General features: G+C 63.2%; 19 protein-coding genes and 1 pseudogene. 5 read left to right on the forward strand and 15 right to left on the reverse strand.

Annotated features, from left to right (window positions below; translation table 11 throughout):
- Positions 1 to 193: 193 nt before the first annotated feature.
- From DKT70_RS13135 to ltnD, 7 genes are read right to left on the reverse strand one after another with little or no spacing between them, the layout of a single operon-like run.
- A complete protein-coding gene (locus DKT70_RS13135) occupies positions 194 to 1,591 on the reverse strand; it encodes a GntP family permease (protein ID WP_199559597.1) in 1,398 nt (465 codons plus the stop codon).
- Positions 1,592 to 1,644: 53 nt separating this feature from the next.
- Positions 1,645 to 2,574, reverse strand: a complete 930-nt coding sequence (gene denD / locus DKT70_RS13140) for a D-erythronate dehydrogenase (RefSeq protein WP_111559571.1) — start codon at positions 2,572 to 2,574, stop codon at positions 1,645 to 1,647.
- Entirely contained in the window at positions 2,571 to 3,353 is a 783-nt protein-coding gene (locus tag DKT70_RS13145; protein ID WP_111559572.1) for a DeoR/GlpR family DNA-binding transcription regulator, read from the reverse strand. The genes denD and DKT70_RS13145 overlap by 4 nt, the downstream gene beginning before the upstream one ends.
- Positions 3,350 to 4,138: a 2-oxo-tetronate isomerase gene (gene otnI / locus DKT70_RS13150; RefSeq protein WP_111559573.1), complete on the reverse strand. Its 789-nt coding sequence runs from the start codon at positions 4,136 to 4,138 to the stop codon at positions 3,350 to 3,352. Before otnI ends, DKT70_RS13145 begins: the two co-directional genes overlap by 4 nt.
- Before the next feature lies 1 nt (position 4,139).
- Positions 4,140 to 4,766, reverse strand: a complete 627-nt coding sequence (gene otnC, locus DKT70_RS13155; protein ID WP_111559574.1) for a 3-oxo-tetronate 4-phosphate decarboxylase — start codon at positions 4,764 to 4,766, stop codon at positions 4,140 to 4,142.
- Positions 4,763 to 6,010, reverse strand: a complete 1,248-nt coding sequence (gene otnK, locus DKT70_RS13160; protein WP_111559575.1) for a 3-oxo-tetronate kinase — start codon at positions 6,008 to 6,010, stop codon at positions 4,763 to 4,765. Before otnK ends, otnC begins: the two co-directional genes overlap by 4 nt.
- Complete coding sequence (gene ltnD, locus DKT70_RS13165) at positions 6,007 to 6,915, reverse strand: L-threonate dehydrogenase (RefSeq protein WP_111559576.1); 909 nt, start codon at positions 6,913 to 6,915, stop codon at positions 6,007 to 6,009. Before ltnD ends, otnK begins: the two co-directional genes overlap by 4 nt.
- 291 nt (positions 6,916 to 7,206) lie before the next feature.
- Here ltnD and DKT70_RS13170 point away from each other — a divergent pair, with 291 nt between their 5' ends.
- On the forward strand, positions 7,207 to 7,998 hold the full coding sequence (locus DKT70_RS13170) for a YoaK family protein (RefSeq protein ID WP_111559577.1): 792 nt from the start codon (positions 7,207 to 7,209) through the stop codon (positions 7,996 to 7,998).
- A gap of 42 nt (positions 7,999 to 8,040) precedes the next feature.
- Here the strand turns inward: DKT70_RS13170 and DKT70_RS18830 are convergent, their stop codons facing one another.
- Complete coding sequence (locus DKT70_RS18830) at positions 8,041 to 8,226, reverse strand: CBS domain-containing protein (protein ID WP_407672211.1); 186 nt, start codon at positions 8,224 to 8,226, stop codon at positions 8,041 to 8,043.
- Between the two features lie 107 nt (positions 8,227 to 8,333).
- On the reverse strand, positions 8,334 to 8,927 hold the full coding sequence (locus DKT70_RS18835; protein WP_407672213.1) for an HPP family protein: 594 nt from the start codon (positions 8,925 to 8,927) through the stop codon (positions 8,334 to 8,336).
- 1,407 nt (positions 8,928 to 10,334) lie between these two features.
- Between DKT70_RS18835 and DKT70_RS13185 the strand changes: the two are divergent.
- The 3 genes and pseudogenes from DKT70_RS13185 to DKT70_RS13200 all read left to right on the forward strand — a co-directional run bounded on the left by DKT70_RS13185 (position 10,335) and on the right by DKT70_RS13200 (position 14,612).
- A pseudogene (locus tag DKT70_RS13185) lies at positions 10,335 to 11,448 on the forward strand (IS3 family transposase).
- A 123-nt stretch (positions 11,449 to 11,571) separates the two neighbouring features.
- The gene (locus DKT70_RS13190; RefSeq protein ID WP_111559578.1) at positions 11,572 to 13,008 is read left to right on the forward strand and encodes an alkaline phosphatase D family protein; all 1,437 of its coding nucleotides are present in this window, start codon (positions 11,572 to 11,574) and stop codon (positions 13,006 to 13,008) included.
- A gap of 542 nt (positions 13,009 to 13,550) precedes the next feature.
- Positions 13,551 to 14,612, forward strand: coding sequence for a DUF475 domain-containing protein (locus tag DKT70_RS13200; RefSeq protein WP_111559580.1), 1,062 nt, complete (start codon positions 13,551 to 13,553; stop codon positions 14,610 to 14,612).
- Between the two features lie 53 nt (positions 14,613 to 14,665).
- Here DKT70_RS13200 and DKT70_RS13205 read toward each other — a convergent pair whose 3' ends face one another.
- From DKT70_RS13205 to DKT70_RS13230, 6 genes are all read right to left on the reverse strand, one after another.
- Positions 14,666 to 15,376, reverse strand: a complete 711-nt coding sequence (locus DKT70_RS13205; RefSeq protein WP_111559581.1) for a gamma-glutamylcyclotransferase — start codon at positions 15,374 to 15,376, stop codon at positions 14,666 to 14,668.
- Between the two features lie 72 nt (positions 15,377 to 15,448).
- Positions 15,449 to 15,913 (reverse strand): cell wall hydrolase, encoded by a 465-nt coding sequence (locus DKT70_RS13210; RefSeq protein WP_199559599.1) that lies wholly within the window; start codon positions 15,911 to 15,913, stop codon positions 15,449 to 15,451.
- Between the two features lie 165 nt (positions 15,914 to 16,078).
- Positions 16,079 to 16,372, reverse strand: coding sequence for a putative quinol monooxygenase (locus DKT70_RS13215; protein ID WP_158530048.1), 294 nt, complete (start codon positions 16,370 to 16,372; stop codon positions 16,079 to 16,081).
- Positions 16,373 to 16,486: 114 nt separating this feature from the next.
- Positions 16,487 to 17,548, reverse strand: a complete 1,062-nt coding sequence (locus tag DKT70_RS13220) for an NAD(P)H-dependent flavin oxidoreductase (protein WP_111559584.1) — start codon at positions 17,546 to 17,548, stop codon at positions 16,487 to 16,489.
- Positions 17,549 to 17,612: 64 nt separating this feature from the next.
- On the reverse strand, positions 17,613 to 18,677 hold the full coding sequence (locus DKT70_RS13225) for an extracellular catalytic domain type 1 short-chain-length polyhydroxyalkanoate depolymerase (RefSeq protein WP_111559585.1): 1,065 nt from the start codon (positions 18,675 to 18,677) through the stop codon (positions 17,613 to 17,615).
- A gap of 21 nt (positions 18,678 to 18,698) precedes the next feature.
- Positions 18,699 to 19,115 carry a CopG family transcriptional regulator gene (locus DKT70_RS13230; RefSeq protein WP_111559586.1) on the reverse strand — a complete coding sequence of 139 codons (417 nt, stop codon included), beginning with the start codon at positions 19,113 to 19,115 and terminating at the stop codon, positions 18,699 to 18,701.
- 153 nt (positions 19,116 to 19,268) lie between these two features.
- Between DKT70_RS13230 and DKT70_RS13235 the strand changes: the two genes are divergently transcribed.
- Positions 19,269 to 20,846 (forward strand): FAD-NAD(P)-binding protein, encoded by a 1,578-nt coding sequence (locus DKT70_RS13235; RefSeq protein ID WP_111559587.1) that lies wholly within the window; start codon positions 19,269 to 19,271, stop codon positions 20,844 to 20,846.
- Positions 20,847 to 20,991 lie beyond the last annotated feature (145 nt).

Here is a 20,991-nt window from a genome sequence, read left to right on the forward strand (position 1 = left end):
TCGGGCCTGGCGATGGCGGGACGGGCGCCACTGATGGGGCCACGAACGCGACCCGCGGCAGTTATCCCCAATTTTCGGGGATGGTTCTGGGGACAAGCGGAATTTCGAGCGGATCATCAGGCCCTTGGGCGGGCCTTCTCGAATGCACGTCGTGCAATCAGGGGCCGCCACTGCGGCCCCCGACATTGTGCGATCAGCCAAAGAGCGCGTTGCAGATCAGCAGCATGACCAGCGACGATGCCCAGGCCAGCGTTGTCGGCACCGACCACAGCAGCATCTGGTGCTTGGCCTGCTTGACGCCCAGCATCCGGTTGATGACCCAGAAATAGCTGTCGTTGAAATAGCCGAAGACCATCGACCCGATGGCCGCCGCCTGTGCGTCAAAGACCATGTTCACCTCCGGCATGTTCATCAGAATCGGCGCCGAGATCGACGCGCCCGTGATCATCGCGACCGTGCCCGAGCCTTGGATCAGGCGCACCAGCGAGCTGATGACGAAGGGGATCAGCACTGCCGGAATGGCCAGACCCGCGACCGCCTGGCCGATGACATCACCCGCACCGCTGTCGCGCAGGACCGAACCCAAGGCGCCCCCCGCACCGGTCACCAGCAGGATGATGCCCGCGCTTTCGACGCCCTGCTCCATGTATCCCAGAACCTCGTCACGCGGACGGCCTGGCAGCAGGGTATAGATCGACACCAGAAGACCGATGGCCACAGCGATCACCGGGTTGCCGAAGAAGGACATCGCCTGCACCAGCAGGTTCGTCTCCAGCGCCGGGTCGCCCGAGGTGCGCACGACCGCCGTGGCGATAGTATTCAGGAAGATCAGCACGATCGGCAGCAGCAGCGGCAGGACCGCCAGCGCAAGCGAGGGCAGGTCCTTCTGGCGGGCCTCCGCGGCGCTGTCGAACTGGCGATAGGCGGCGGCGATATCCTCGCCCGTGTCGGCTTCGATCATCCGCTCCAACCGGGGGCCCATGGCGCGGGCATAAAAGACGATGACCGCCATGCCGGGGATCGTGAAGACGATGCCCCACAGGATCATCAGCCCCAGATCGACGCCATAGATGCCCGCGACGCCCAGGGGGCCGGGGGTCGGCGGCACGGCATGGTGGGTCAGCATCAGACCGCCCGCCAGCGCGATGCCAAGCGTCAGCACCGACTTGCCAGAGGACCGCGCCAGCGCCTTGACCAGCGGCGACAGGATCACGAAGGCGCTGTCGCAGAAGATCGGGATCGACACGATATAGCCCGTCAGGACCATCGCCCAATCCTCGCGCTTTTTCCCGACCCACCGGATCAGCGAATAGGCCATCTGCTCGGCGGCGCCCGATACTTCCAGGATGCGTCCCATCATCACGCCGAAGCCGATGACCAGACCGATGGTGGACAGCGTCTTTCCGAAGCCCGTGGTGATCGAGGTGATGACCTCGGCGGGCATCATGCCGCCGATCAGGCCCGACACGGATGCGGCGATGATCAGCGCCACGATGGCGTGGACCTTGGTCTTTACGACCAAGAAGATCAGCAGGAAGATGGCAAGGCCAAGTCCTGCGATCAGCTGGAACTCCATTCCGGGTTCAGCCATGAGTTACTCCTCCTCTGCGCCGCGACGGGGCGGCGCCTCCTTTTTGAAAAAGCTCAGCGATCGGCCAGGAACTGGCGCAGGATCGCGTCGAAATCGGTGTCCGCGCCGAAGCCCAAGGCATGTGCGCGGGTCACGTCGAAGGCGCCGGGCCAGCTGCAGACGATGTCGATGATGCGCTGGTCGCGGGTCAGGGCCACGCGGGCGCGGGCGTCCTGACCCACCAGCCGCTCCAGGCTGTCCAGCATCTCGGCGGGCGTCGCGGTGATGCCGGGCATGTCCATGACACGGTTCAGGCCCAGATCGGCGGCCGGAATGTGGCCTGCGCGGACCAGATTCTGCACCGCCACGCCAGGAGAACTGATCCACAACCGCGTGTCCAGCGGCACCGGGCATTCGGATGCGACGCCCGCAACCGGTTCGCGGATGATCCCCGACACAAAGCTGGAGGCCGCGGAATTGGGCGCGCCGGGGCGCACGCAGATCGTGGGCAGGCGCACGGTCAGCCCGTCGACGAACCCCTTGCGGCTGTATTCGCTGACCAGCAGTTCCCCAATGGCCTTGCCGCAGCCATAGGAGGACTGCGGCATCAGCGCCATGGTCGGCGGCACGATCTGCGGCATCTCTCCGCCGAAGACGGCCAACGAGCTGGTGAAGACGAAGCGCGGCGCGCGGTCCAGACTGCGGCAGGCCTCCAGCAGCAGGCGGGTGGCGTCCACGTTGATGTGCAGCCCGGTGTCGAAGTCCTGTTCCGACTGGCCCGACAGCACCGCGGCCAGGTGATAGACCGTCTCCGCGCCCCCTGACAGCGCGCGGGCCACGGCATCCGCGTCGTCGATGGAGCCGACCAGGCTTTCCACCCGCGCGTCATCCACCGGGCAGGGCACCCGGTCCAGCGACACGATGCGCTGTGCGCCTTCCTTCAGCAGCGCCGCAATCAGGCGCGCGCCCAGAAATCCGGCGCCGCCGGTCACGATGATGGTCATGTGCTCTCTCCCTCCAGGTCGTGGGCCAGGATCACCTGCACCCCCATCTCGCGCAGGGCGTCCGCCGCACCTGCGTCGATGCCCGCATCGGTCACGACCGTGTCGAAGACCGAGACGGGCAGGATGTTCATCGCCGCCACCGCGCCGTATTTCGTCGAATCCGACACCAGCACGGCGCGGCGCGCGCGATCGACCGCGACGCGCTTGACCGGGCCCTTGGCCTCGGAGGGCGAACTCAGCCCCGCCACCGTCCAGGACGAGGTCGAGATGAAGGCGATGTCATAGTTGAACCGCGCCAGCGCCTCGGACGCGGCACCGCCCACGCAGGACTGGTTCGCGCGTTCGACCAGCCCGCCGCTGTGATAAAGGGTGCAATCCGAATGCGTGGACAGCCAGGCGCAGATGACGAAGTCGTTCGTGACCACCGTCAACCCCCGCCGCCCGGCGATCTGGCGCGCCAGCTCCAACAGCGTCGTGCCCGCGTCCAGATAGATCACCATGCCGTCGCGGACCAGATCGGCCGCCGCCTGACCCACCGCGCGCTTGGCCCCGGTGTTGATCGCGGCCTTCTGCAGATGCGGCAGTTCTTGCGCCAACCTGCGCGACAGGCGCACGCCCCCGGTGACAGAGGACACGCGGCCCGCCTCCTCCAGCGCCTGGATGTCGCGGCGCACGGTCATGTGCGACACGCCGAGGCGCTCCACCAGATCGGCGATGCTGACGATGTCGCGTTCGGCCAGACAGGACAGGATGAACTGCTGGCGTTCGGCCGGGATCATGACCCCGCGCGCAGATAGGGCGCGGCCCAGCCCAGACCGTCCTCGGTCCGGCCGCGCGGGTTGTATTCGCAGCCCATCGGCCCGTCGAACCCGGTCCGGTCGAAGGCCGCGAAGATCTCGGCGTAATTCAATTCGCCCGTGTCGGGTTCGTGGCGGTCGGGGACTCCCGCGATCTGGACATGACCATAGGCGCCCTTCAACCGCTCGATCCGGCGGATGATGTCGCCGTCCATGATCTGGGTGTGATAGACGTCGAATTGCAGCAGCACGTTGCGGCGGTCCAGCCCTTGGATCAGAGCCAGCGTCGGGTCCTGATGGGCGATGAAATAGCCCGGCACGTCACGGCTGTTCAGCGGCTCGATGCTGATGAAAAGGCCTGCCGCCGCGGCCATGTCGGCGGCCTCGCGCAGGTTCTGGGTCCAGACCGCCTCGCAGGCGGCGCGGTCCGGCTCATCCGCGGTGATGCCCGACATGACATGGATGCGCGGGCAGCCAAGGCCCTTGGCATAGGTGATCGCCTGCTCCACGCTGGCGCGGAATTCGGCGCGCTTGGACGGAAGCGCGGCAAAGCCCCGCTCTCCCCCCGCCCAATCGCCCGCGTGGGCGTTGATCAGCGACAGGCTCAGACCGTTGCGGTCCAGCCGGTCCTTTACCGTTTCGATGGGGTGGTCATAGGGGAACAGGAACTCGACCGTGTCGAAGCCCGCAGCCCCCGCCCGGTCGAACCGGTCCAGAAAGGGCGCGTCGGTGAACAGCATCGAAAGGTTCGCGGCAATGCGTGTCATGTCAGTATCCTCCGCCCAGTTCGGCGATCTCAGCCTCGGTCAGATAGTGCAGCTTCTCGCCGCGCAGGATGAACTGCAGCTTGGCGGTCTCCTCCAGCTCCTCGGCGTTGTTGACGGCATCGTCGATGTCGCGGCCCAAGACCACGACCCCGTGGGACGCCAGCAGAAAGGCCTGCGCGCTGCTGTTCTTGGCTGCGGCGGCCAGGTCCAGCCCGATCTGCGGCGATCCGGGGCGGGAATAGGGGATGACCGGCATGTGGCCGATGCGCATGACGTAATAGGGGGTGAAGGGCCGGATCGCATTGTCGCGCGGCAGGCCTTCCAGGCATGACAGCGCCGTCAGATAGGTCGAATGCAGATGCACGATCGCCCCCACCTGCGGCCGCACGTCGTACAGCGCACGGTGGAAGGCGAATTCCTTGGACGGCTTCGGCCCCGGCAGCGGCTCGCCGTCCGCGCCGATGACCGAGAGCGCATCTGCCGACAGGCGGCCAAGGCTGCTGCCCGTGGGGGTCACGGTGAAGCCGCCATCGGGGTTGCGGACCGAGACATTGCCCGCGCCCCCCACGGAATAGCCGCGTTCAAACAGGCTGCGGCACAGCATCACCATGCGGTCGGCGGCATTCATGCGGCAGCCTCCTGCGCGTCGGTGAAGAAGGTCTCGGTCCCGAAATTGCCGGATTTCAGCGCCAGCGACAAAGGCTTGTCCAGCGCGCGAACCCACGGCACGCCGGGCGCGATCTGCGGGCCGATGGCGAAGCCCGTGACCTTAAGCGCCTGCGTGACAGAGCCCGAGGTCTCTCCCCCCGCGACGATGAAGCGGGTGATGCCGCCTTCGGCCAGACGCCCGGCGGCGGCGGCGAAGGTGCGTTCGACCGCCTCGGAGGCGGCGGCGCCGTGCTCTCCCTGGATCGCGCGCAGGCGGGCCGGATCGGCGGTCGCGGTGATCATCGGCGCGCGGCCCTGCGGCTGTGCCAGCACCCATTCGGCCAGTTCGGCGCCATAGGCATCGGCGTCCGACAGGCAGCGCGCCACTTCCACCTCCAGCGTCGGCGCAAGCGCGCGATAGGCCGCGACCTGCCGGTTGGTCGTCACGGAACACGACCCCGAGATCACCACCGCAGGCCCCGCCAACGGCGCGCCCGCATCCTGCGCCTGCGCGCAGGCCCCGTCTGATACCGCCCGCGCGATGCCGTAACCCAGCCCCGAGCCGCCGGTGACCAGCGCCATGTCCGCCACGGCCTGCCCCAGGGTCGCCAGATGCGCGTCGCTGATCGCGTCCAGCACCACGTAACGGACCCCGTCCGCCCGCAGCGCGGCGATGCGGTCGCGCAAGGCCTGCGGACCCTGATCGACGGTCGCCGCATCGACCAGCCCGCAGCGGCCCTGTGCCTGACCCTCCATCAGCCGGATCAGGCTGCTGTCGCGCATGGGCGTGATCGGGTGATCGCGCATCCCTGAATCCTGCAGCAGGTCCTGTCCCACGAACAGATGGCCCAGATAGACCGACCGACCGTTCACCGGCAGCGCCGGGCAGATCACCGTGATGTCGGTGCCCAAGGCCCCCATCAGCGCATCGGCCACCGGGCCAATATTGCCAGTGGGCGTCGAATCGAAGGTCGAGCAGTATTTCTGATAGATCTGCGCGCAGCCCCGCGCCCGCAGCCACTCCAGCGCGGCCAGGCTGTCGGCCACCGCTTGCGCCGCCGGGTTCGACCGGCTTTTGAGCGAGATCACCACCGCGTCGGCCTCGACCTGCGCATCCGCATCCGGCACGCCGATCATCTGCGTGGTGGTCAGCCCGCCCGCGACCAGAAAGCCCGCGATATCGGTTGCGCCGGTGAAATCATCCGCGATGACGCCGATCTTCATGCCTTGCCCTCCGGCAGGGTAATGCCCGAGAAGGTCTTGATCACCGCGCTGTCATCCTCGCGCCCGTGGCCCATGTTCGAGGCCTGCTGGAACATCGCGAAGGCGGTCGAGGCCAGCGGAAGAGGGAAGCCAAGCGCACGCCCGGTTTCCGTCACCAGGCCCAGATCCTTGACGAAGATGTCCACGGCCGAGGTGGGCGTATAGTCGCCATCGACCACATGCTTCATCCGGTTCTCGAACATCCAGGAATTGCCGGCGGCGTTGGTCACCACGTCATACATCGTATCCAGCGGGATGCCCGCACGGGCGGCCAGGGCCATCGCCTCGGCGCCGACGGCGATGTGCACGCCCGCCAGCAGCTGGTGGATGACCTTCACCGTCGCGCCCTGCCCGATGTCAGGCCCGATGCGATAGGTCTTGGCGGCGACCGCCTCCAGCACTGGGGCCAGCGCGTCAAAGGCCGCGTCGGGTCCCGAGGCCATCACCGTCATCGCCCCCTGCGCGGCCCTGGCCGCCCCACCCGAGACCGGCGCATCCAACATCAGCACGCCCCGCGCGTCCAAATCGGCACCGAGGGCGCGCGCGTCTTCCGCGGATTGCGTGCAGCTGACCATGATCGCGCCGCCGGGCGCGATACGGTCGGCCACGCCGCCCTGCCCCAGGATCACCTGTCGCGCCTGCGCACCATTCACGACCAGCACGATCACCGCATTGAAATCGCCGGTCAGCCCCGCGACTCCGTCAGCCACGCCCTCGGCCCCTTGGGCTGCAAACGCGTCGCGACGCCCTGCATCCAGGTCGATGCCACTGGTGGCCAGTCCGGCACGCAGGCAGGACTGTGCGGCCCCCATACCCATGGATCCAAGTCCCACGACACAGACGCGATAATCCGCTTGCAGATCCATGCAGCTTCTCCTTCCGCAACAGTTCTTGCCGAAATTTCACAAATTATCACAGCTTTCAACAATGGTTTTCAAGAAACTTGGGGTCCAACCTGATTGGGATGCCGCTGAGCACGGGCGCCAAGACAGCAGAGGACGGACAAAGCCGAGGCGCAAAATTGCGCGTGGCAACATCATTTCAGCAGTTATCCGCCGCCAGCATCACCAAACATGACCCAGGGTCAAGCAGCGCCTTTCAACCAAAAGTTGCAGACTCTATCTCTGCCCTGACACCCCAAGAAGAGGCATGGCAGCATGACCCCACACGAACGACACAATACCGGACATCTGCGGGGCGACCTGAAGACAAGGCGCCGCTTGCTGAACCCGTCCCGGTCGGCACGCGTGCTGGTCGCGTCGCGCCGCTCCGCGGGAAACGACTTGGTGCTGGGCACGATCCTTGCCGCCATCGCGGGGGCCGCGAATGTCGGCGGTTTTTTCGCCCTGGGCCAGTACACCTCGCACATGACCGGTTATCTGTCGGCCATCGCCGACCAGCTGACCGCGCTGAACCTGTGGATCGCCCTGCTGAGCGTTCTGGCTGTGGCGGCCTTCGTTTCCGGATCGGCGCTCAGCGCCTTTCTGATCAACTGGGGGCGCGACCATGTCTTCCGGCAGCAATATGCCTTGCCCCTGACGATCCAGGGCGGACTTTTGCTGGGATTCTCCCTTTGCGGAACGCTGCCGCCTGATATTGGCCGGGTGCTGGGGCTGGTGATCCTGTGCTTCATCATGGGCATGCAGAACGCGACCATCACCAATATCTCGGGGGCAAGGATACGCACGACCCATGCGACCGGAACGGTGACCGATATCGGGATAGAACTGGGACGCGTCGTCTATGATCGGGTATGGCCCGACCGCGGCGTTGCACCCGACCGGGTCAAGCTGGGCATCCTGCTGAAGATCATCGGCATGTTCGTGCTGGGGGGCATCTTCGGCGTCATCGGGTTTCAACTGGCGGGCTTCATGTTCGCGATCCCTCTGGCCGGAGTGCTGTTCATCCTTGGTCTGCCCGGGGTGGTACAAAGTCTGGCGCATTCATGAAAGATACGCGTGGTGATCGGTCTGCGGCGCGCCATCGCATAGTCATCCATCAGTCCCGGCACGCGCGACGCTGCGGGCAAGAGCCGAAATCAGGTCGGTGCGCGTCACGATGCCAGTGATCCGGTTGCCTTCGATGACGGTGACCGCATCGGTATCACCGTCCGCCAACAGGGGCAGCAGGGCACCGATGGGCGGCTTTGGTGCTGCGCCCGGACCGGTGACGCTCATGATGGTTTCGGCCGTTTCGGCTGTCTTACCGTCGCATTCCAGCATGCGCCGCAGGGCTGCTGAATAGCCCCAATTAAGCCGCAGGACATCTGTGCGGGCCCGAGCAATCAGGTGCATTTGGAAAACCACGCCCAGATAGGCACCGCCCTGCCCGACCACGGCAAAGATGTGAAGCGATGCTGCCGAAACAGTTCTGCCACCTGCCCCAGGTAGGTTGTCGGACCAACGGTGACAAGGTTGCGGGACATGATGTCCTGGGCCACCAAGGGATTCGGGGCCTGTGCCGGCGCCTGAAGTTCGGCAGCCCCGATCAGCCGGGCCAGTTCTTCGACACCAGGACTGAAGGACTGGCTGTAGCGTTCCAGGGTACCCGTCGAAGCTTTTTCAGACAGACCAAGCCGTCTGGACGGAATGCGATCCACCATATTGGCCCGTCCGGGATCGTTGAATTGCCGGAACGGATATCGCCGCCCCGTCAGCCGCGCGTAAAGCATCGCAATGATGACCATGCCAACCGCGATGGGGGCCAATGCGAACCAAAAGCCATGCTGCGCGACGACATCGGGGTTCATGGCAGCGGTCATGGCGACTGCGCCAGCCGGTGGATGCTCCGCACGACACAGAATCATCGCGACAATCGAGAGCCCAACAGCCAAAGCGATCCGCAGCGTAGGTTCCGGCACGGCAAGACAGACTGGCATGCCCACAAGGGCCGCGACAGTATTGCCGACGATGGCCGACCAGTGCCCCGATTCCGGCTCGCGGCGCCTCTTGGCCCGACACAGGGGCCACGGCCGGGCCGAGTGATTTGAGGATATTCAACACTGAGCCTCCACTTTGCCGCTTGCCCAAAATTTCAGCAGTGCCTGAAAAGTGCAAGTGTTGATCGATCACCAATTCGACTGAAGACAATGGCTCTGTATAGACGAAGCTAATCTTTTGTTATCATGTTTTTTCAGGGCCTGATGAAGTTCATAAGCGTCCCGTGCCTGTAGTGTGATCCCGCCAATTCTTCACTGCCCCTGTCTGGGGGCGCCCGCCCATTCCGAGATGACTGATCTGGCATCGCTTCGAACTGCCGATGGGAACACCGAAATGTCTTTCTGTCCATGTCCCAGTTCATGGTCCTCGTTGACCAAAAAGCGCGATATCGAAAGGCCTCGGCTGCAAACAATTCATCCGCTACGAAATGGGAAGCGTGTTCAGTCAATTCACCACCTAAGCTATTGGTAAAAGACCTATCTGTCTGCTTTGCGTGGGCCGGAAATTGGAAACATGTCCTCACCGTATCGATGCAGCTTGATGTGATGGCGCCGGCAGAGCCATCTGATGTTCAGCGGCTCGTCATATCGATCATGGTGTGCATCCACAGTTTCTGCGCCACAGACTTCGCAAGGTTCCTTCTGGATCTGCCCTGAAACCAGCGCTCTGTGCACCACAAGATGCGCTCGGTATTTGAGAGGATTAGCCCTGCGCCAATCGGCCTGCCTAGTGTTGCTTTTCAGCAGGACGGCGTCAACGTCATAGGTTGGATCATCAGATGGATCATGCATGGTCAAAATTCTCTTGTCGCCTGCGCAAGATGGGTCGTAGGAAACGCCTATCGACGCAGACCCAATTCCTGTTTCGGGCCCATTCCAACCTAATGACAAGCGGGACATTCCGAAAGCTTGTCCTGTGATGCAGACAGTTTCCAATCTGCGACTGAGCTACTTTGCGAACCTTGGGAAGATTTCCGGCTGGTTTGAGCGACTGCCGCGCTCCAGCGATCGGTTCCGGTGCTTTTGAAGTGGATAAAGGTGGGCGCTGTCCGCCATATCGGTGCGGGGCCACCGGTATCTACAGCCGGCAGTCCATAGCACAATGGCAACCATTATCTGCGATCCTGTGTCTCCAAGGTGTAGATGGACGCATTCATACCTCACTGACCCGCCAGAGGCGCCCGATGATTAAGTTCATGGCCGCAATGGACCGCGTGAACGTCCGGGAGTTACCAATGCCGTGACCTTTGCCGGCCGGGGAGATCCTGGGGCCATCGGGCTGACCTGCCCCCCGCGAAATCCCTCACCGTATTGTAGAGTCTTTGCCAACTTTGAAGGAGCAGACGAATGCGAAAGGGCCGCTTTACCGAGGCGCAGATTATCGGGATGCTCAAGGAGCAGGAGGCTGGCATGCCGACAGCGGAGTTGTGCCGCAGGCATTGCCTTGCACCGCCACCTTCGACAATCTGAAAGCCAAGTATGGCGGCATGGAAGTGTCGGATGCGAAGAGGCTGAAGGCGCTGGCGGCCGAGAATACCAAGCTTAAGAAGCTGCTGGCCGAGTAGATGATGGATGTCTCGGCGCTGAAGGAGATGCCGGGAAAAACTTCCAAGGCCCGGTGCGCGGCGTCGCGCCGTGGATTGGGCCATGACACGAGACAGGGATAACGACAGCGACGTACCAGCGCTTTGGTAGGAGTCGATCCGCGTGTGTATCGACGAGCGCCAGCGCGATCGGAGGACACTGACCTGCGGACCCAACTGAAAAATCTGTCGTCGGAACGACGGCGGTTCGGCTATCGGCGGCTGCATCTTCTGCTGCGGCGCGAGGGCTGGTCGGTGAACTGGAAGACGCTGTATCGCATCTACAAAGAGGAAGGCCTTATCATGCGCAAACGTGGTGGCCGAAAGCGCGCCTCGGGCACCAGAGCGCCGATGGCCATTCCGCAGGGGTCAAACCAGCGGTGGAGCCTGGACTTCGTGTCCGACAGCCTGTCCAGCGAACGTCGGTTCCAGATATTGAACGTGATCAATCATTTCAGCCGGGAGTGTCTGGCAGCCGTTGTCGACACGTCACTCTCGGGCATCCGCGTCGGTCGCGAGTTGAGCAAGATTGCCGAGGTCAGGGGCTATCCCTGCATGGCGGTCAGCGACAGCGGCACAGAGCTGACCAGAAATGCAATCCTGAAGTGGCAGGAGGACCGCTAGGTCGAGTGTTATTACATCGCGCCAGGCAAGCCTATGCGAGACACGGGTTCGTTGAGCCCTTCAATGGAAGGATGCGCGATGAACTCTTGAACGAGCACCTCTTCGACATCTTGCGCCATGCCCGCAATTTAGTGGCAGCAGGGCGCGATGACTTCAACCACCACCGCCCGCACTCAAGCCTCGCTGGCCTGACACTGCGGGAATATGCAATCCGGTCAAGCGAAAACCAAAACAAGAACAGAGCTGACTTATAAATGAGGACCCTCTGCGGAGCAGATCATTTGATAAGTGCGCAGTCGCATGATCACCACGCCCATTTGATCAACCGGCGTATTTTGTAAATTGCGGGGCAGATCGCGCTGCATTAGCTGGGTTTGATGGCATACCAGATTACCGATCCCATCGGCCCGATCCTTTTTCTCGATGACCTCGCGGATGGGGTGCTATCGCTGTCTGCCCTCTTCATCACGGCCAAGGGAGACGAACCGCCGCCTATAGAAAGCGCAGCCGGAACGGCAGACGCCGTCACGTTGGCCGATCACTACCCCTATGCCACGGTCTGGCGGGCACGCTTTTCCTTGCCTGCCGATCGGCCCTCCTCCTATCGCTGGAACGGCGTCGAATATGACGTGGCTGGCGATCTGACCGGTGATCTGCGCCTGGCCTATGTCTCTTGCAATGGCGAAGAGGTCGGCGACATGCTGCGCGAAGGGTCCGAGCGCAACGCCATGTGGTCGCGCCTGCGCGACGAACATCGCCGCCAGCCTTTTTCGCTGATGCTACACGGTGGGGACCAGGTCTATGCCGATGAGGTGACGCAGGGCCATGACCTGAGCCATGATTGGCCGGATCGGATACCCGCCGATCCCTCGCCCGACGCGATGGTTAGCCTGCGGCAACACCTCCGCGACCGCTTTTTCGAACGCTATGCTGCACTCTGTGCCGCGCCCGAACTGGCTTGGGTGGCCGCGCGGGTGCCCTCGCTGATGCAGTGGGACGACCATGATATTTGCGACGGATGGGGGTCCCTGCCGCAATCGCGCACCAATTCGGCTATCGGCCAGACCCTGTTCGCCGTCGCGCGAGAGAGTTTCCTGTTGTTTCAGCACGCAGCGGTGCAGGGAGATCTGCCCGGGCGCTTTGGTGATCATTCCGGCGCGCATTTGGGGTGGTGCATCCGAGCAAACGGACTGCGCATTCTGGCACCTGATCTGCGCTCGGAACGAACCCGCCAGGATATCATGGGGCCCGGTGGTTGGGCCATGATGGAGGCAGAGGCGCAGAAAAACCAGCAAGGTCATACGCTTCTGATGTCCAGCGTCCCACTTCTGGGTCCGCGGATGTCGCTGTTGGAAATGCTGATGGTCGCGATTCCGCGGATGCAAAAATACGAGGATGATCTGCGTGATCAATGGCAAAGCCGGGCGCATCGGGACGAATGGCGGCGGATGCTGACCCTTGTTCGGGACATGGCAGAGCGCGACGGTCACAACATCACTGCTATCTCGGGCGAGATTCATTTGGCGACACGCGCAGTGATGAATTTGGACAGCGGCCGACATCTTCATCAGCTGGTCGCTTCGGGCATTACCCACCGCGCGCCCCCGAAAGGCTGGGCACGGTTTCTGGGTGCGCTTGCATCGCTTGGAGAGAACCCCCTGCCAGGCCATCCCATCACCATCGCACCACTGCCGGGACAGCGCACGCGCTACACGGCCGAACGCAATTACCTAATGCTGGAACGGACATCGGGGGCGTGGCGGGCGCAGTGGGATCTGGAACAAAGCGGTGTGACGGATCAACTGGTGCTATGAGGTGAAGCGTCGCCAGCCAGCGCCAGAACTTTCTCTATCAGAGCCAGGATAGCGTTGTTGCTGCTGAGGTAATTGCGACAGATATGCCTCGGCGCAACTATGACGAAGCGTGGTTAAGCCTTACCACCCTTTTTAGCTCAGCAAGAATGATTCGGTATCGCCGTTTGCAGCGCCGCATGCCGGATTTCAAACCCTGTTTCGAGGCATCCGCCCGGGGCGACAACGTGTTACCCTCTAGCCTTTTGGCCTCTCGCAGCCACGCCTCCGATGCCCCGCAGGCCGGCCTGCATTCTCCAGTCGCCGCGACCATGCGCCCGGTCTTTTCTCAGGATGCCACTCCGCGCCCGGAAAACCGATGCAACTTCTGGCGACATGGTGACACCTCGGGATATTCCTTGAACCGTTTTGGGAACTCCTTCATATTGCAGCATGGCGCAGCGTCCACTGTGCCGGATCTCCGGTGACCGGGCCCCTCTGGCGAATGTGGCGGCGCATTCGTGATGTCGGCATCAATTCGAGACGCGCCGCAGGACATTCACGTCATGACACTAAATTCGACCAAGGCGCGCAGCATGGCGCGCTATTTCCGGTGGGCACTGGTCACCACCGTCATCGGCCTTCTGCTGGGCGCATTCCTGGGCTGGCAGACGACGGGCAGCCTCGGGGGCATGGCCAGCATCTTCTTTATCTGCGCGGTTCTGGCCGTGCTCGAGATCTCGCTGTCGTTCGACAACGCAATCGTCAACGCGAACAAGCTCAAGACCATGTCGCCGGTCTGGCAAAGGCGATTTTTAACCTGGGGCATCCTGATCGCCGTCTTCGGCATGCGGATCGTTTTTCCGCTTCTGATCGTCGTGATCGCAGCCGGCATCGGGCCTTGGCAGGCCATCGTCATGGCGGCATCCGAACCGGCCGAATACGCGCGCATCATGCACGAGGCCCATCTGCCGATCGCTGCCTTCGGCGGCACATTCCTTTTGATGGTCGGGCTGAATTTCTTCTTCGACCACGAAAAGGACGTGCATTGGGTCCGGTGGCTGGAATCGCGGATGCAGCAATATGCCACCATTCGTGGCGTGGAAGTCGCCATCGCGCTTGTCGCGGTGATCGGATTTTCGCGGCTTCTTGATCCTGTAGAGGGCGAGGTCTTCATGCACGCGGCCATCTGGGGGCTGCTGACATTCCTGCTGGTCGAGGTTCTGGGCGGCTTTCTGGACCAGTCCCAGCAGACGCTTCGGGCGGGTGCACAGGGCGGCGTCGGGGCCTTCCTCTACCTTGAGGTTTTGGACGCATCCTTCAGTTTCGACGGCGTGATCGGCGCCTTCGCATTGTCGCAGAACCTGTTCGTCATCGCGATCGGTCTGGGGATCGGCGCCATGTATGTGCGATCCATGACGATCATGCTGGTGGAAAAGGGTACCTTGGCCGAATACCGCTATCTTGAGCATGGGGCGTTCTGGGCGATCATCGCGCTGTCGATCATCATGTATTCTCAGGCCTTGGTTCACATCCCCGAAGTGATTACCGGACTTGGCGGGGCCACACTGATCGGACTGTCCCTGTGGTCGTCGATCCGGCTCAACCGCCGCGAGGCGCTTGCCTGAACCGCGAAACATGATGTCCGGCCGGATCGCAGGACATCATGCCCTGCCGCTTGTCAGAATGCGGTCGGGTGTTGGTGATGCCGGGCAGCGTCGGCCTCGATCTGCTGGGCCACCAGGTGCTGCAACTGCCAGATATAGGGGTCGTGAATGCCCAATTGGGCAAGCCCCCGCACGGTGCGCAGCAGATATTCCGCGCCTGATCCGGCGGCCCCCGCCGCCCGGGCCAGGCGTCGCGCCTGGTCTTCGATGGACAAATCCGCCGTGGGTGTGTCGATGGGATCGGCATAGAAGGTCAGGGCATCCTGAACGCCCCCTTCCGTCTGGACCTGAATCCAGCGGGCATTCGCCGCCAGTTCGTGGGCGACCAGCTCTCTGCGCAAGATCGCGCGCAGAGATTCCCGCTCGGTTCCTTCGGCGATATCCAGCAGCAATCCATCGCAGCTGCCCCCCGAGGCCAAGGCCAGCATCAGTCCCGGTTGATCGGGCGACCCGCGGAAATGGTCCAGCGAGATCGAAAAGCGGCGGTGCCAGCCCAAGGCCGTGGCCCGGCGTTCCGACTGGACGGCAAAGCCTGGATTCCAGATCAGCGATCCATAGGCAAAGATCGGCACGGGTCCCGTGCGGCCTGCGGTCAGCATATCTGCAAGCCGGTCCAGGTCCTCATCCTCCAGCAGACGCCAGGCGGGATTGTGCAACGGGCCGTCGATCGGCGCGATGCGCGCCACATGTTCGTCGGACAGAAGTATGGGACATAGGTCGGTCATGCGGACACCTTGCAACGGGGCAGTCGATTTCCGCCTATGTCCCAAGCGCGGCCCGATAGGTCAATGCCGCGTTCAGCGTCCGGTGACACCCTCCAGGGGCGGCAAGGGACGCGGGCGGGTCACCAGTTCGGGACGGCGCCGTTCGTAGAAAGCGTTGCCGCCGGTCGTCAGGACATAATGCATGTTGTTGTAATTGGCGCGGTAGGTCGCCGTGTGAAAGAATTGGGCCTGCGCGATATAGGGATGGCGTTCACCCCGCAACACCGAGATGGCGGCCGAGCGGATCATCGGCGCCGAGCGGCTGTCCATCTTGCGGCTCATCACGCCGGGCGCAAACTGGTTTTTCTGCGCAACGACCCCGCAGACCGAGTTGGGGTATTTGGACGATGCGACGCGGTTCATCACCACGCTTCCCACCGCGATCATCCCGTCGCGGCTGGACCGGTTGGATTCGAAATACATCGCCCGTTCCATGCATTCCAACGAGCTTTTGCGTCGGAAACCGCTGCTGTCGCCTCCGCAGGCGGTCAATATCATCGTTGCGGCAAGCGCGACCGCGACCTGCACCCTGGTTCCTGTGATCATGCCTTGGCCCCGTTCCGCCGCTTATGCGGTCTGTTTCACCCGGCAGGTTAGCAGGATAGGATCGGATGCATCAATGCCCGACAGCAAGCTGCCGGCGGGCATCGACGCCGCCACGCCTCAGGTACCGAATGGCTTGAGGATGTCGACCTGCGAGGCGCCCCCTTCGGCGATGTCCTTCAGGATGGCATTGAAGGCGGTCGTGTGGGGCATGTCGATATGCGCCCGGAACGCGGCTTCGTCGCGGTATTGTTCGAAGATCACGATCTTTGACCCGTCGATCTCGACATAGGTGTCAAAGCAGATGTTGCCCGGTTCGGCGCGGACATCAAGGATCAGCTGGTCCAGCAGCCTGGACAGATAGTCGGCTTGGCCTGCTGCGGGGCGGATCGATGCGACAACGGTGATGGTCAATTTCTGCTCCTGCGTGGATGCCGTGATTTCGGCATTTTGATCTTGATCAGGGGCTTTGCACCCCATTTCAAAACTTGCAATGGCGTAGTCAAAAAACCTACGTGACCGGGCCGGTCACAAAGCCGCGGCCAGCTCGGACGCCAAGGTCCGAACCAGTTCGCCGGCCGGCATGACGCGCGCATGATCGGCCCCGCTCCCCGCCCATTGCGCCGCAAAGGCGATTGCGCCCTGGCTGCGCGCGGCAGCGGCCAAAGCCTTGGCCAAGTCATAGGCGCAGGGATAGGACGGGATCTGGGCATCGGGGGCATCCGCTGCCCATTCGGTCAAGGCATTGCCAAGACAGCGCGCGGGACGGCCCGAAATTGCCGCGGTCATCACGGTGTCGCCCCCAAGCGCCAGCCGGTCGCGATAGGCGGCATCGGCTGCGCTTTCGGGGCAGCCGACAAAGGCGGTGCCCAGTTGCGCTCCCGCCGCACCAAGCGCCATGACGCGCGCGATATCCTGCCCCGTCATCAGACCGCCCGCCGCGACGACAGGCAGATCGACAGCCGACAGGACGTCACGAAGCAGGCTGTCCGTCCCTTGTCGGGCGTCAGCTGCCGTAGGGTCAAAGATGCCGCGATGCCCACCCGCTTCCCAACCTTGCGCGATGACGACATGACACCCAGCTTCCTGCACGGCCATGGCTTCGGTCGCCGATGTGGCCGAAGCCATCAGAATCAGGCCCGACGTCCGCAACCGCGCCATCTGGTCCGGCCGGGGCAGCCCGAAATGGAAGCTGACCACGGCAGGGCGCAGGTCCAGGACAAGATCCAGCAGATCGTCATCGTGCCGAAAGCTTTCATAGATGTTGGAGAGCGCCACCGGGGGCGTGTGCCCGAACCGTTCAAAGAGTGGCGCGCTGCGGGCGATCCATGCGGCCTCGACGGCAGGGTCGCGGATGGGATCGGCATGGCAGAAGAAGTTCAGGTTGAAGGGCGCGGAGGTTCTTTGCTGCAGTTCATTGACGACAATCCGCGCCGATGCGGCATCGGTGGCACCCAGGCCCAAGGCCCCCAGGGCGCCCGCCCCTGACACTTCGGCCGCCAGATGCGGCGTGGCGACCCCAGCCATCGGTGCCTGCAGGATCGGCAGGTCAATCCCCAGCAGGTCGGTCAGTCGGTTCGTCTGTGTCATGGCAGCCCATCCTTGGCCCACAGCATGGCAGCAAAGCCGCCATGCTGACAAGCACACCCTTGGATCAGGCGGCCGGATGGTTCAGGAAAAAGCGGATCATCTCGGCGCTGGCATCGGGGCCTTTCGGATCGGCATAGCTGCCCGCCGCCTGCCCGCCGGACCATGCGTGACCCAGCCCTTCGACCGTCCAGTGTTCGATCGCGGCGTTGCCGTTCGGGGCATAGGTGATGCTGCGGCGAAAATCGCGCCCGTTCGCCTGGCCATGTTCCTCGGCCTGCAGGCTTTGGGCCTGCGCGGGATCCAGCGCCTGCCGCGCGATGGCGTCGCTGTTCGACGGATGCACCGTGGAATCGGCCGTGCCGTGAAAGACGATCACCCGCATGGCCTGCCCGGTCAGCGACGCATCGGACCCCTGCCCGGCCATCGCGGCAAAGGCCGAGGCGACATCCTTGGCCGCCCCCACCGGAAGTCCGGAATGGGCGCCCACCGCTGCAAAGACATCCGGATAGGCCTGCCCCAGGATCACGGCCATGGCGGCGCCCGCCGACAAACCCGCCACGAAGGTTCGCTCCGGCGGGATGGAGTGCTTGTCGGCTACCTGCCGCGTCAGGCCCGCGATGATCGCGGGTTCGCCCCGGTCGCGGCGCTGATCGCCCTTGCTGAACCAGTTCCAGCAGGACTGCGCATTGTCGCCCCGCGACTGCTGGGGATAGACAAGGATCAGGCGATGACGTTCCGCCAGCGCATTCATTCCAGTCCCGGTGGCGAAATCCTCGGGGGTCTGCGTGCAGCCATGCAGCATCACGATCAGTCCTTGGGGCTGATCACCCTGCTTGCCGACCGACGCGGGCTCATATGTCAGGAACCGCCGCGTTCCCGCCGCGCAGGAAAAGCTGTCTTCGGCCAGCGTGGCGCCTTCGGGAATGGTCAGGGCGGTCGCGCCGGATTTCGGCTGCAGCTTGGCCATCATTTTCGACAGCGTTCCTTGGGATGCATTGGCGTCAGCGCCGTTTCCGGACAGGCCGTGACGGGCCAGGGTGCGGTTGACCAAGTCGTTGGCCGCCGACAGGGACGGCATCTGCGATCCGTTGCCAGCCGAGCGCATTACGCCTTTCAGGAAGTCATTCATGGGGTCGTCCTTTCCAGGGCGTTATCTGATACGGTCGGCCAGTGCCGCCTTGATATCCGCCGGGGCCTGAAGCGCCCCCAGCACGGTAATCGAACCGATGGTCGCCAAGGCCAGTTCCACCGGGACGTCGTCCGCGATGCGGGCCAGACCCACCACCTTTACATGCAGCACCTCTCCGGCATCACGCAGGCGTTGCAGCGCCGCACGGTCATAGTCGCGCAGACCCAGCTCCATCACGTGCCGCTCAATGGATTTTTCGACCGCCTGTGCGTGGCTGTCCAACTGGTTGCGGATCGCCGTGCGGATGAAATCGCTGCGATTGGAATAAAAACCCTCCTGCACCAGCAGGTCGATCCGTCCCAGGTCCACGAACCCAAGATTGAGAGTGATCTTTTCATTCTCGGGCTGCTTCTGACGCAGCTGACTGACTTGACCCATTCCAATCTCCATCTGTATGGATGGTATATGGATGCCATATACCCACCATCAACCCCCGGGGCCGCCTTTTCCCCCGTCCCACACATTTATCAACCGCTACCCGCCGGAACTGCCCTGATAACTGCACGTTCTTCCGGCATTCACGGGGGCACTATGGCCAAGCGCATCGCAATTGTCGGAACAGGCCCGATGGGCATCTATTCCCTGCAGCAGATCGTGCAGACGGAAAGCCCGCTTGAGATCACCCTGTTCGAAAAGGGCTCGCGGGCCGGGGTCGGCATGCCCTATTCCCCCGACAACGCGAACAAGGCCATGCTGGCCAATATCGCCAGCATCGAAATCCCGCCCGTCATGACCACCTATCTGGAGTGGCTGAAGACACAGCCCCAGGACAAGCTGGCGGGTTACGGACTGGACACCAAGGGTCTGCATGACCGGCAGTTCACGCCCCGGCTGCTGCTGGGGGAATATTTCCGCGATCAGCTGATGTCGCTTGTGGCCGCCGCCCGGCAGCGGGGTCACATCATTCATACCCATGAAGATACCCAAGTGGACGATATCGTTGCCCGTCAACACGGTCTGGCGGTCACGACCGAACACGGCACGGACGATCTGTTCGACAAGGTGATCCTGGCTACCGGTCACCAGTTCCCCGACGACGACGAAGCCAACCGCAGCTATTTCCCCAGTCCGTGGTCCGGCCTGATCGAGGCGGCCATTCCCGCCACGCGGGTCGGTATCATGGGAACCTCGCTCAGTTCGATCGACGCGGCGATGGCGGTTGCCAACCAGCATGGGCATTTCCATCATGACGACGAGGACCTGCATTTCGACCTGCGGAACAAGGACCTCAGGATCACGCTGATGTCGCGCACGGGTATCCTGCCCGAGGCGGATTTCTATTGCCCCCTGCCCTATCAACCCCTGGCCATCCTGACCGAAGCAGCGGTCGCGGCCTGCGCGGCATCCGACGCGCCCTTGGACAACCTCTTCGATCTTGTGCGCGAGGAGATCAAGCGCGCCGATCCCGCCTATGCCCTGCGGATCGGCCTTGGGGGATTGGACGCAGACAGCTTTGCCGACGCCTATTTCGCCGAGCGCGAGGCTGCGGATCCGTTCAAATGGGCCCGCAGCAACCTGACCGAGGTCGAACGGAACAAGGATGCAAGGATCACCGTGCCGTGGCGCTATGCCCTGCTGCGGATGCATGAACGGGTCGAGGACATCGTGCACGACCTTTCCGACAGTGATCGGGACCGCTTCGACACGGGGATGAAGAAGGTCTTTGTCGACAATTACGCGGCCGTGCCTTCGGAATCGATCCGGCGCATTCTGGCCTTGCGCGATGCGGGGGTGCTGTCGATCAAGGCCTTGGGCCAGGATTATGACATGTCACGCGAGGCCGACCAGACGCAGATCAAGACCGCCCAGGGAACCGAAATCTATCAAGTCTTCATCGACGCACGGGGCCAGAAACCGCTGGCCAGCCAGGACATTCCCTTTCCGTCGCTCCGCAAGGCTCTGCTGTCATCCGGCCATGAATTTCCCGATGTTGCCGAAGACTACAGTTTGATCGACACGGAGGGCTATTCGGGTCGCATCGCGTTCGGGTCGATCCCTTATCTGATGCATGACCGCCCCTTCGTGCAGGGCATCACTGCCTGTGCCGAGATTGCCACCGCAATCGGAAGGGGAATCAGCACCGGCCGCAAACGGCGTCGGGTTTCCTGACCCCATAGGCGTCCGGTCATTCCGACCCCTTCTCCCAGTTATATTTCAATGACTTTCAGGATCGACGCTGCCGTTATTTAGGCTCCAGCCTCATTGATTTTCAGAGCCAGAAGAGGATTGTTGCTGCGAGAGCTATCGCGGAGAG

Origin of the sequence: Paracoccus sediminilitoris, assembly GCF_003259195.1 — a bacterium.
Taxonomy (GTDB): domain Bacteria; phylum Pseudomonadota; class Alphaproteobacteria; order Rhodobacterales; family Rhodobacteraceae; genus Paracoccus; species Paracoccus sediminilitoris.

Excerpts from the sequence above, each read along its gene's own strand:
- DKT70_RS13220 (WP_111559584.1), bottom strand. The coding sequence starts at position 17,548 with ATGACACAGACGAACCGACTGACCGACCTGCTGGGGATTGACCTGCCG.
- DKT70_RS13135 (WP_199559597.1), bottom strand. The coding sequence starts at position 1,591 with ATGGCTGAACCCGGAATGGAGTTCCAGCTGATCGCAGGACTTGGCCTT.
- DKT70_RS13145 (WP_111559572.1), bottom strand. The coding sequence starts at position 3,353 with ATGATCCCGGCCGAACGCCAGCAGTTCATCCTGTCCTGTCTGGCCGAA.
- DKT70_RS13225 (WP_111559585.1), bottom strand. The coding sequence starts at position 18,677 with ATGAATGACTTCCTGAAAGGCGTAATGCGCTCGGCTGGCAACGGATCG.
- DKT70_RS18830 (WP_407672211.1), bottom strand. The coding sequence starts at position 8,226 with ATGAGCGTCACCGGTCCGGGCGCAGCACCAAAGCCGCCCATCGGTGCC.
- DKT70_RS18835 (WP_407672213.1), bottom strand. The coding sequence starts at position 8,927 with ATGCCAGTCTGTCTTGCCGTGCCGGAACCTACGCTGCGGATCGCTTTG.
- DKT70_RS13170 (WP_111559577.1), top strand. The coding sequence starts at position 7,207 with ATGACCCCACACGAACGACACAATACCGGACATCTGCGGGGCGACCTG.
- DKT70_RS13205 (WP_111559581.1), bottom strand. The coding sequence starts at position 15,376 with ATGACCGACCTATGTCCCATACTTCTGTCCGACGAACATGTGGCGCGC.
- DKT70_RS13200 (WP_111559580.1), top strand. The coding sequence starts at position 13,551 with ATGACACTAAATTCGACCAAGGCGCGCAGCATGGCGCGCTATTTCCGG.
- denD (WP_111559571.1), bottom strand. The coding sequence starts at position 2,574 with ATGACCATCATCGTGACCGGCGGCGCCGGATTTCTGGGCGCGCGCCTG.
- otnC (WP_111559574.1), bottom strand. The coding sequence starts at position 4,766 with ATGAATGCCGCCGACCGCATGGTGATGCTGTGCCGCAGCCTGTTTGAA.
- otnI (WP_111559573.1), bottom strand. The coding sequence starts at position 4,138 with ATGACACGCATTGCCGCGAACCTTTCGATGCTGTTCACCGACGCGCCC.
- DKT70_RS13235 (WP_111559587.1), top strand. The coding sequence starts at position 19,269 with ATGGCCAAGCGCATCGCAATTGTCGGAACAGGCCCGATGGGCATCTAT.
- DKT70_RS13230 (WP_111559586.1), bottom strand. The coding sequence starts at position 19,115 with ATGGGTCAAGTCAGTCAGCTGCGTCAGAAGCAGCCCGAGAATGAAAAG.
- otnK (WP_111559575.1), bottom strand. The coding sequence starts at position 6,010 with ATGAAGATCGGCGTCATCGCGGATGATTTCACCGGCGCAACCGATATC.
- ltnD (WP_111559576.1), bottom strand. The coding sequence starts at position 6,915 with ATGGATCTGCAAGCGGATTATCGCGTCTGTGTCGTGGGACTTGGATCC.
- DKT70_RS13210 (WP_199559599.1), bottom strand. The coding sequence starts at position 15,913 with ATGATATTGACCGCCTGCGGAGGCGACAGCAGCGGTTTCCGACGCAAA.
- DKT70_RS13190 (WP_111559578.1), top strand. The coding sequence starts at position 11,572 with ATGGCATACCAGATTACCGATCCCATCGGCCCGATCCTTTTTCTCGAT.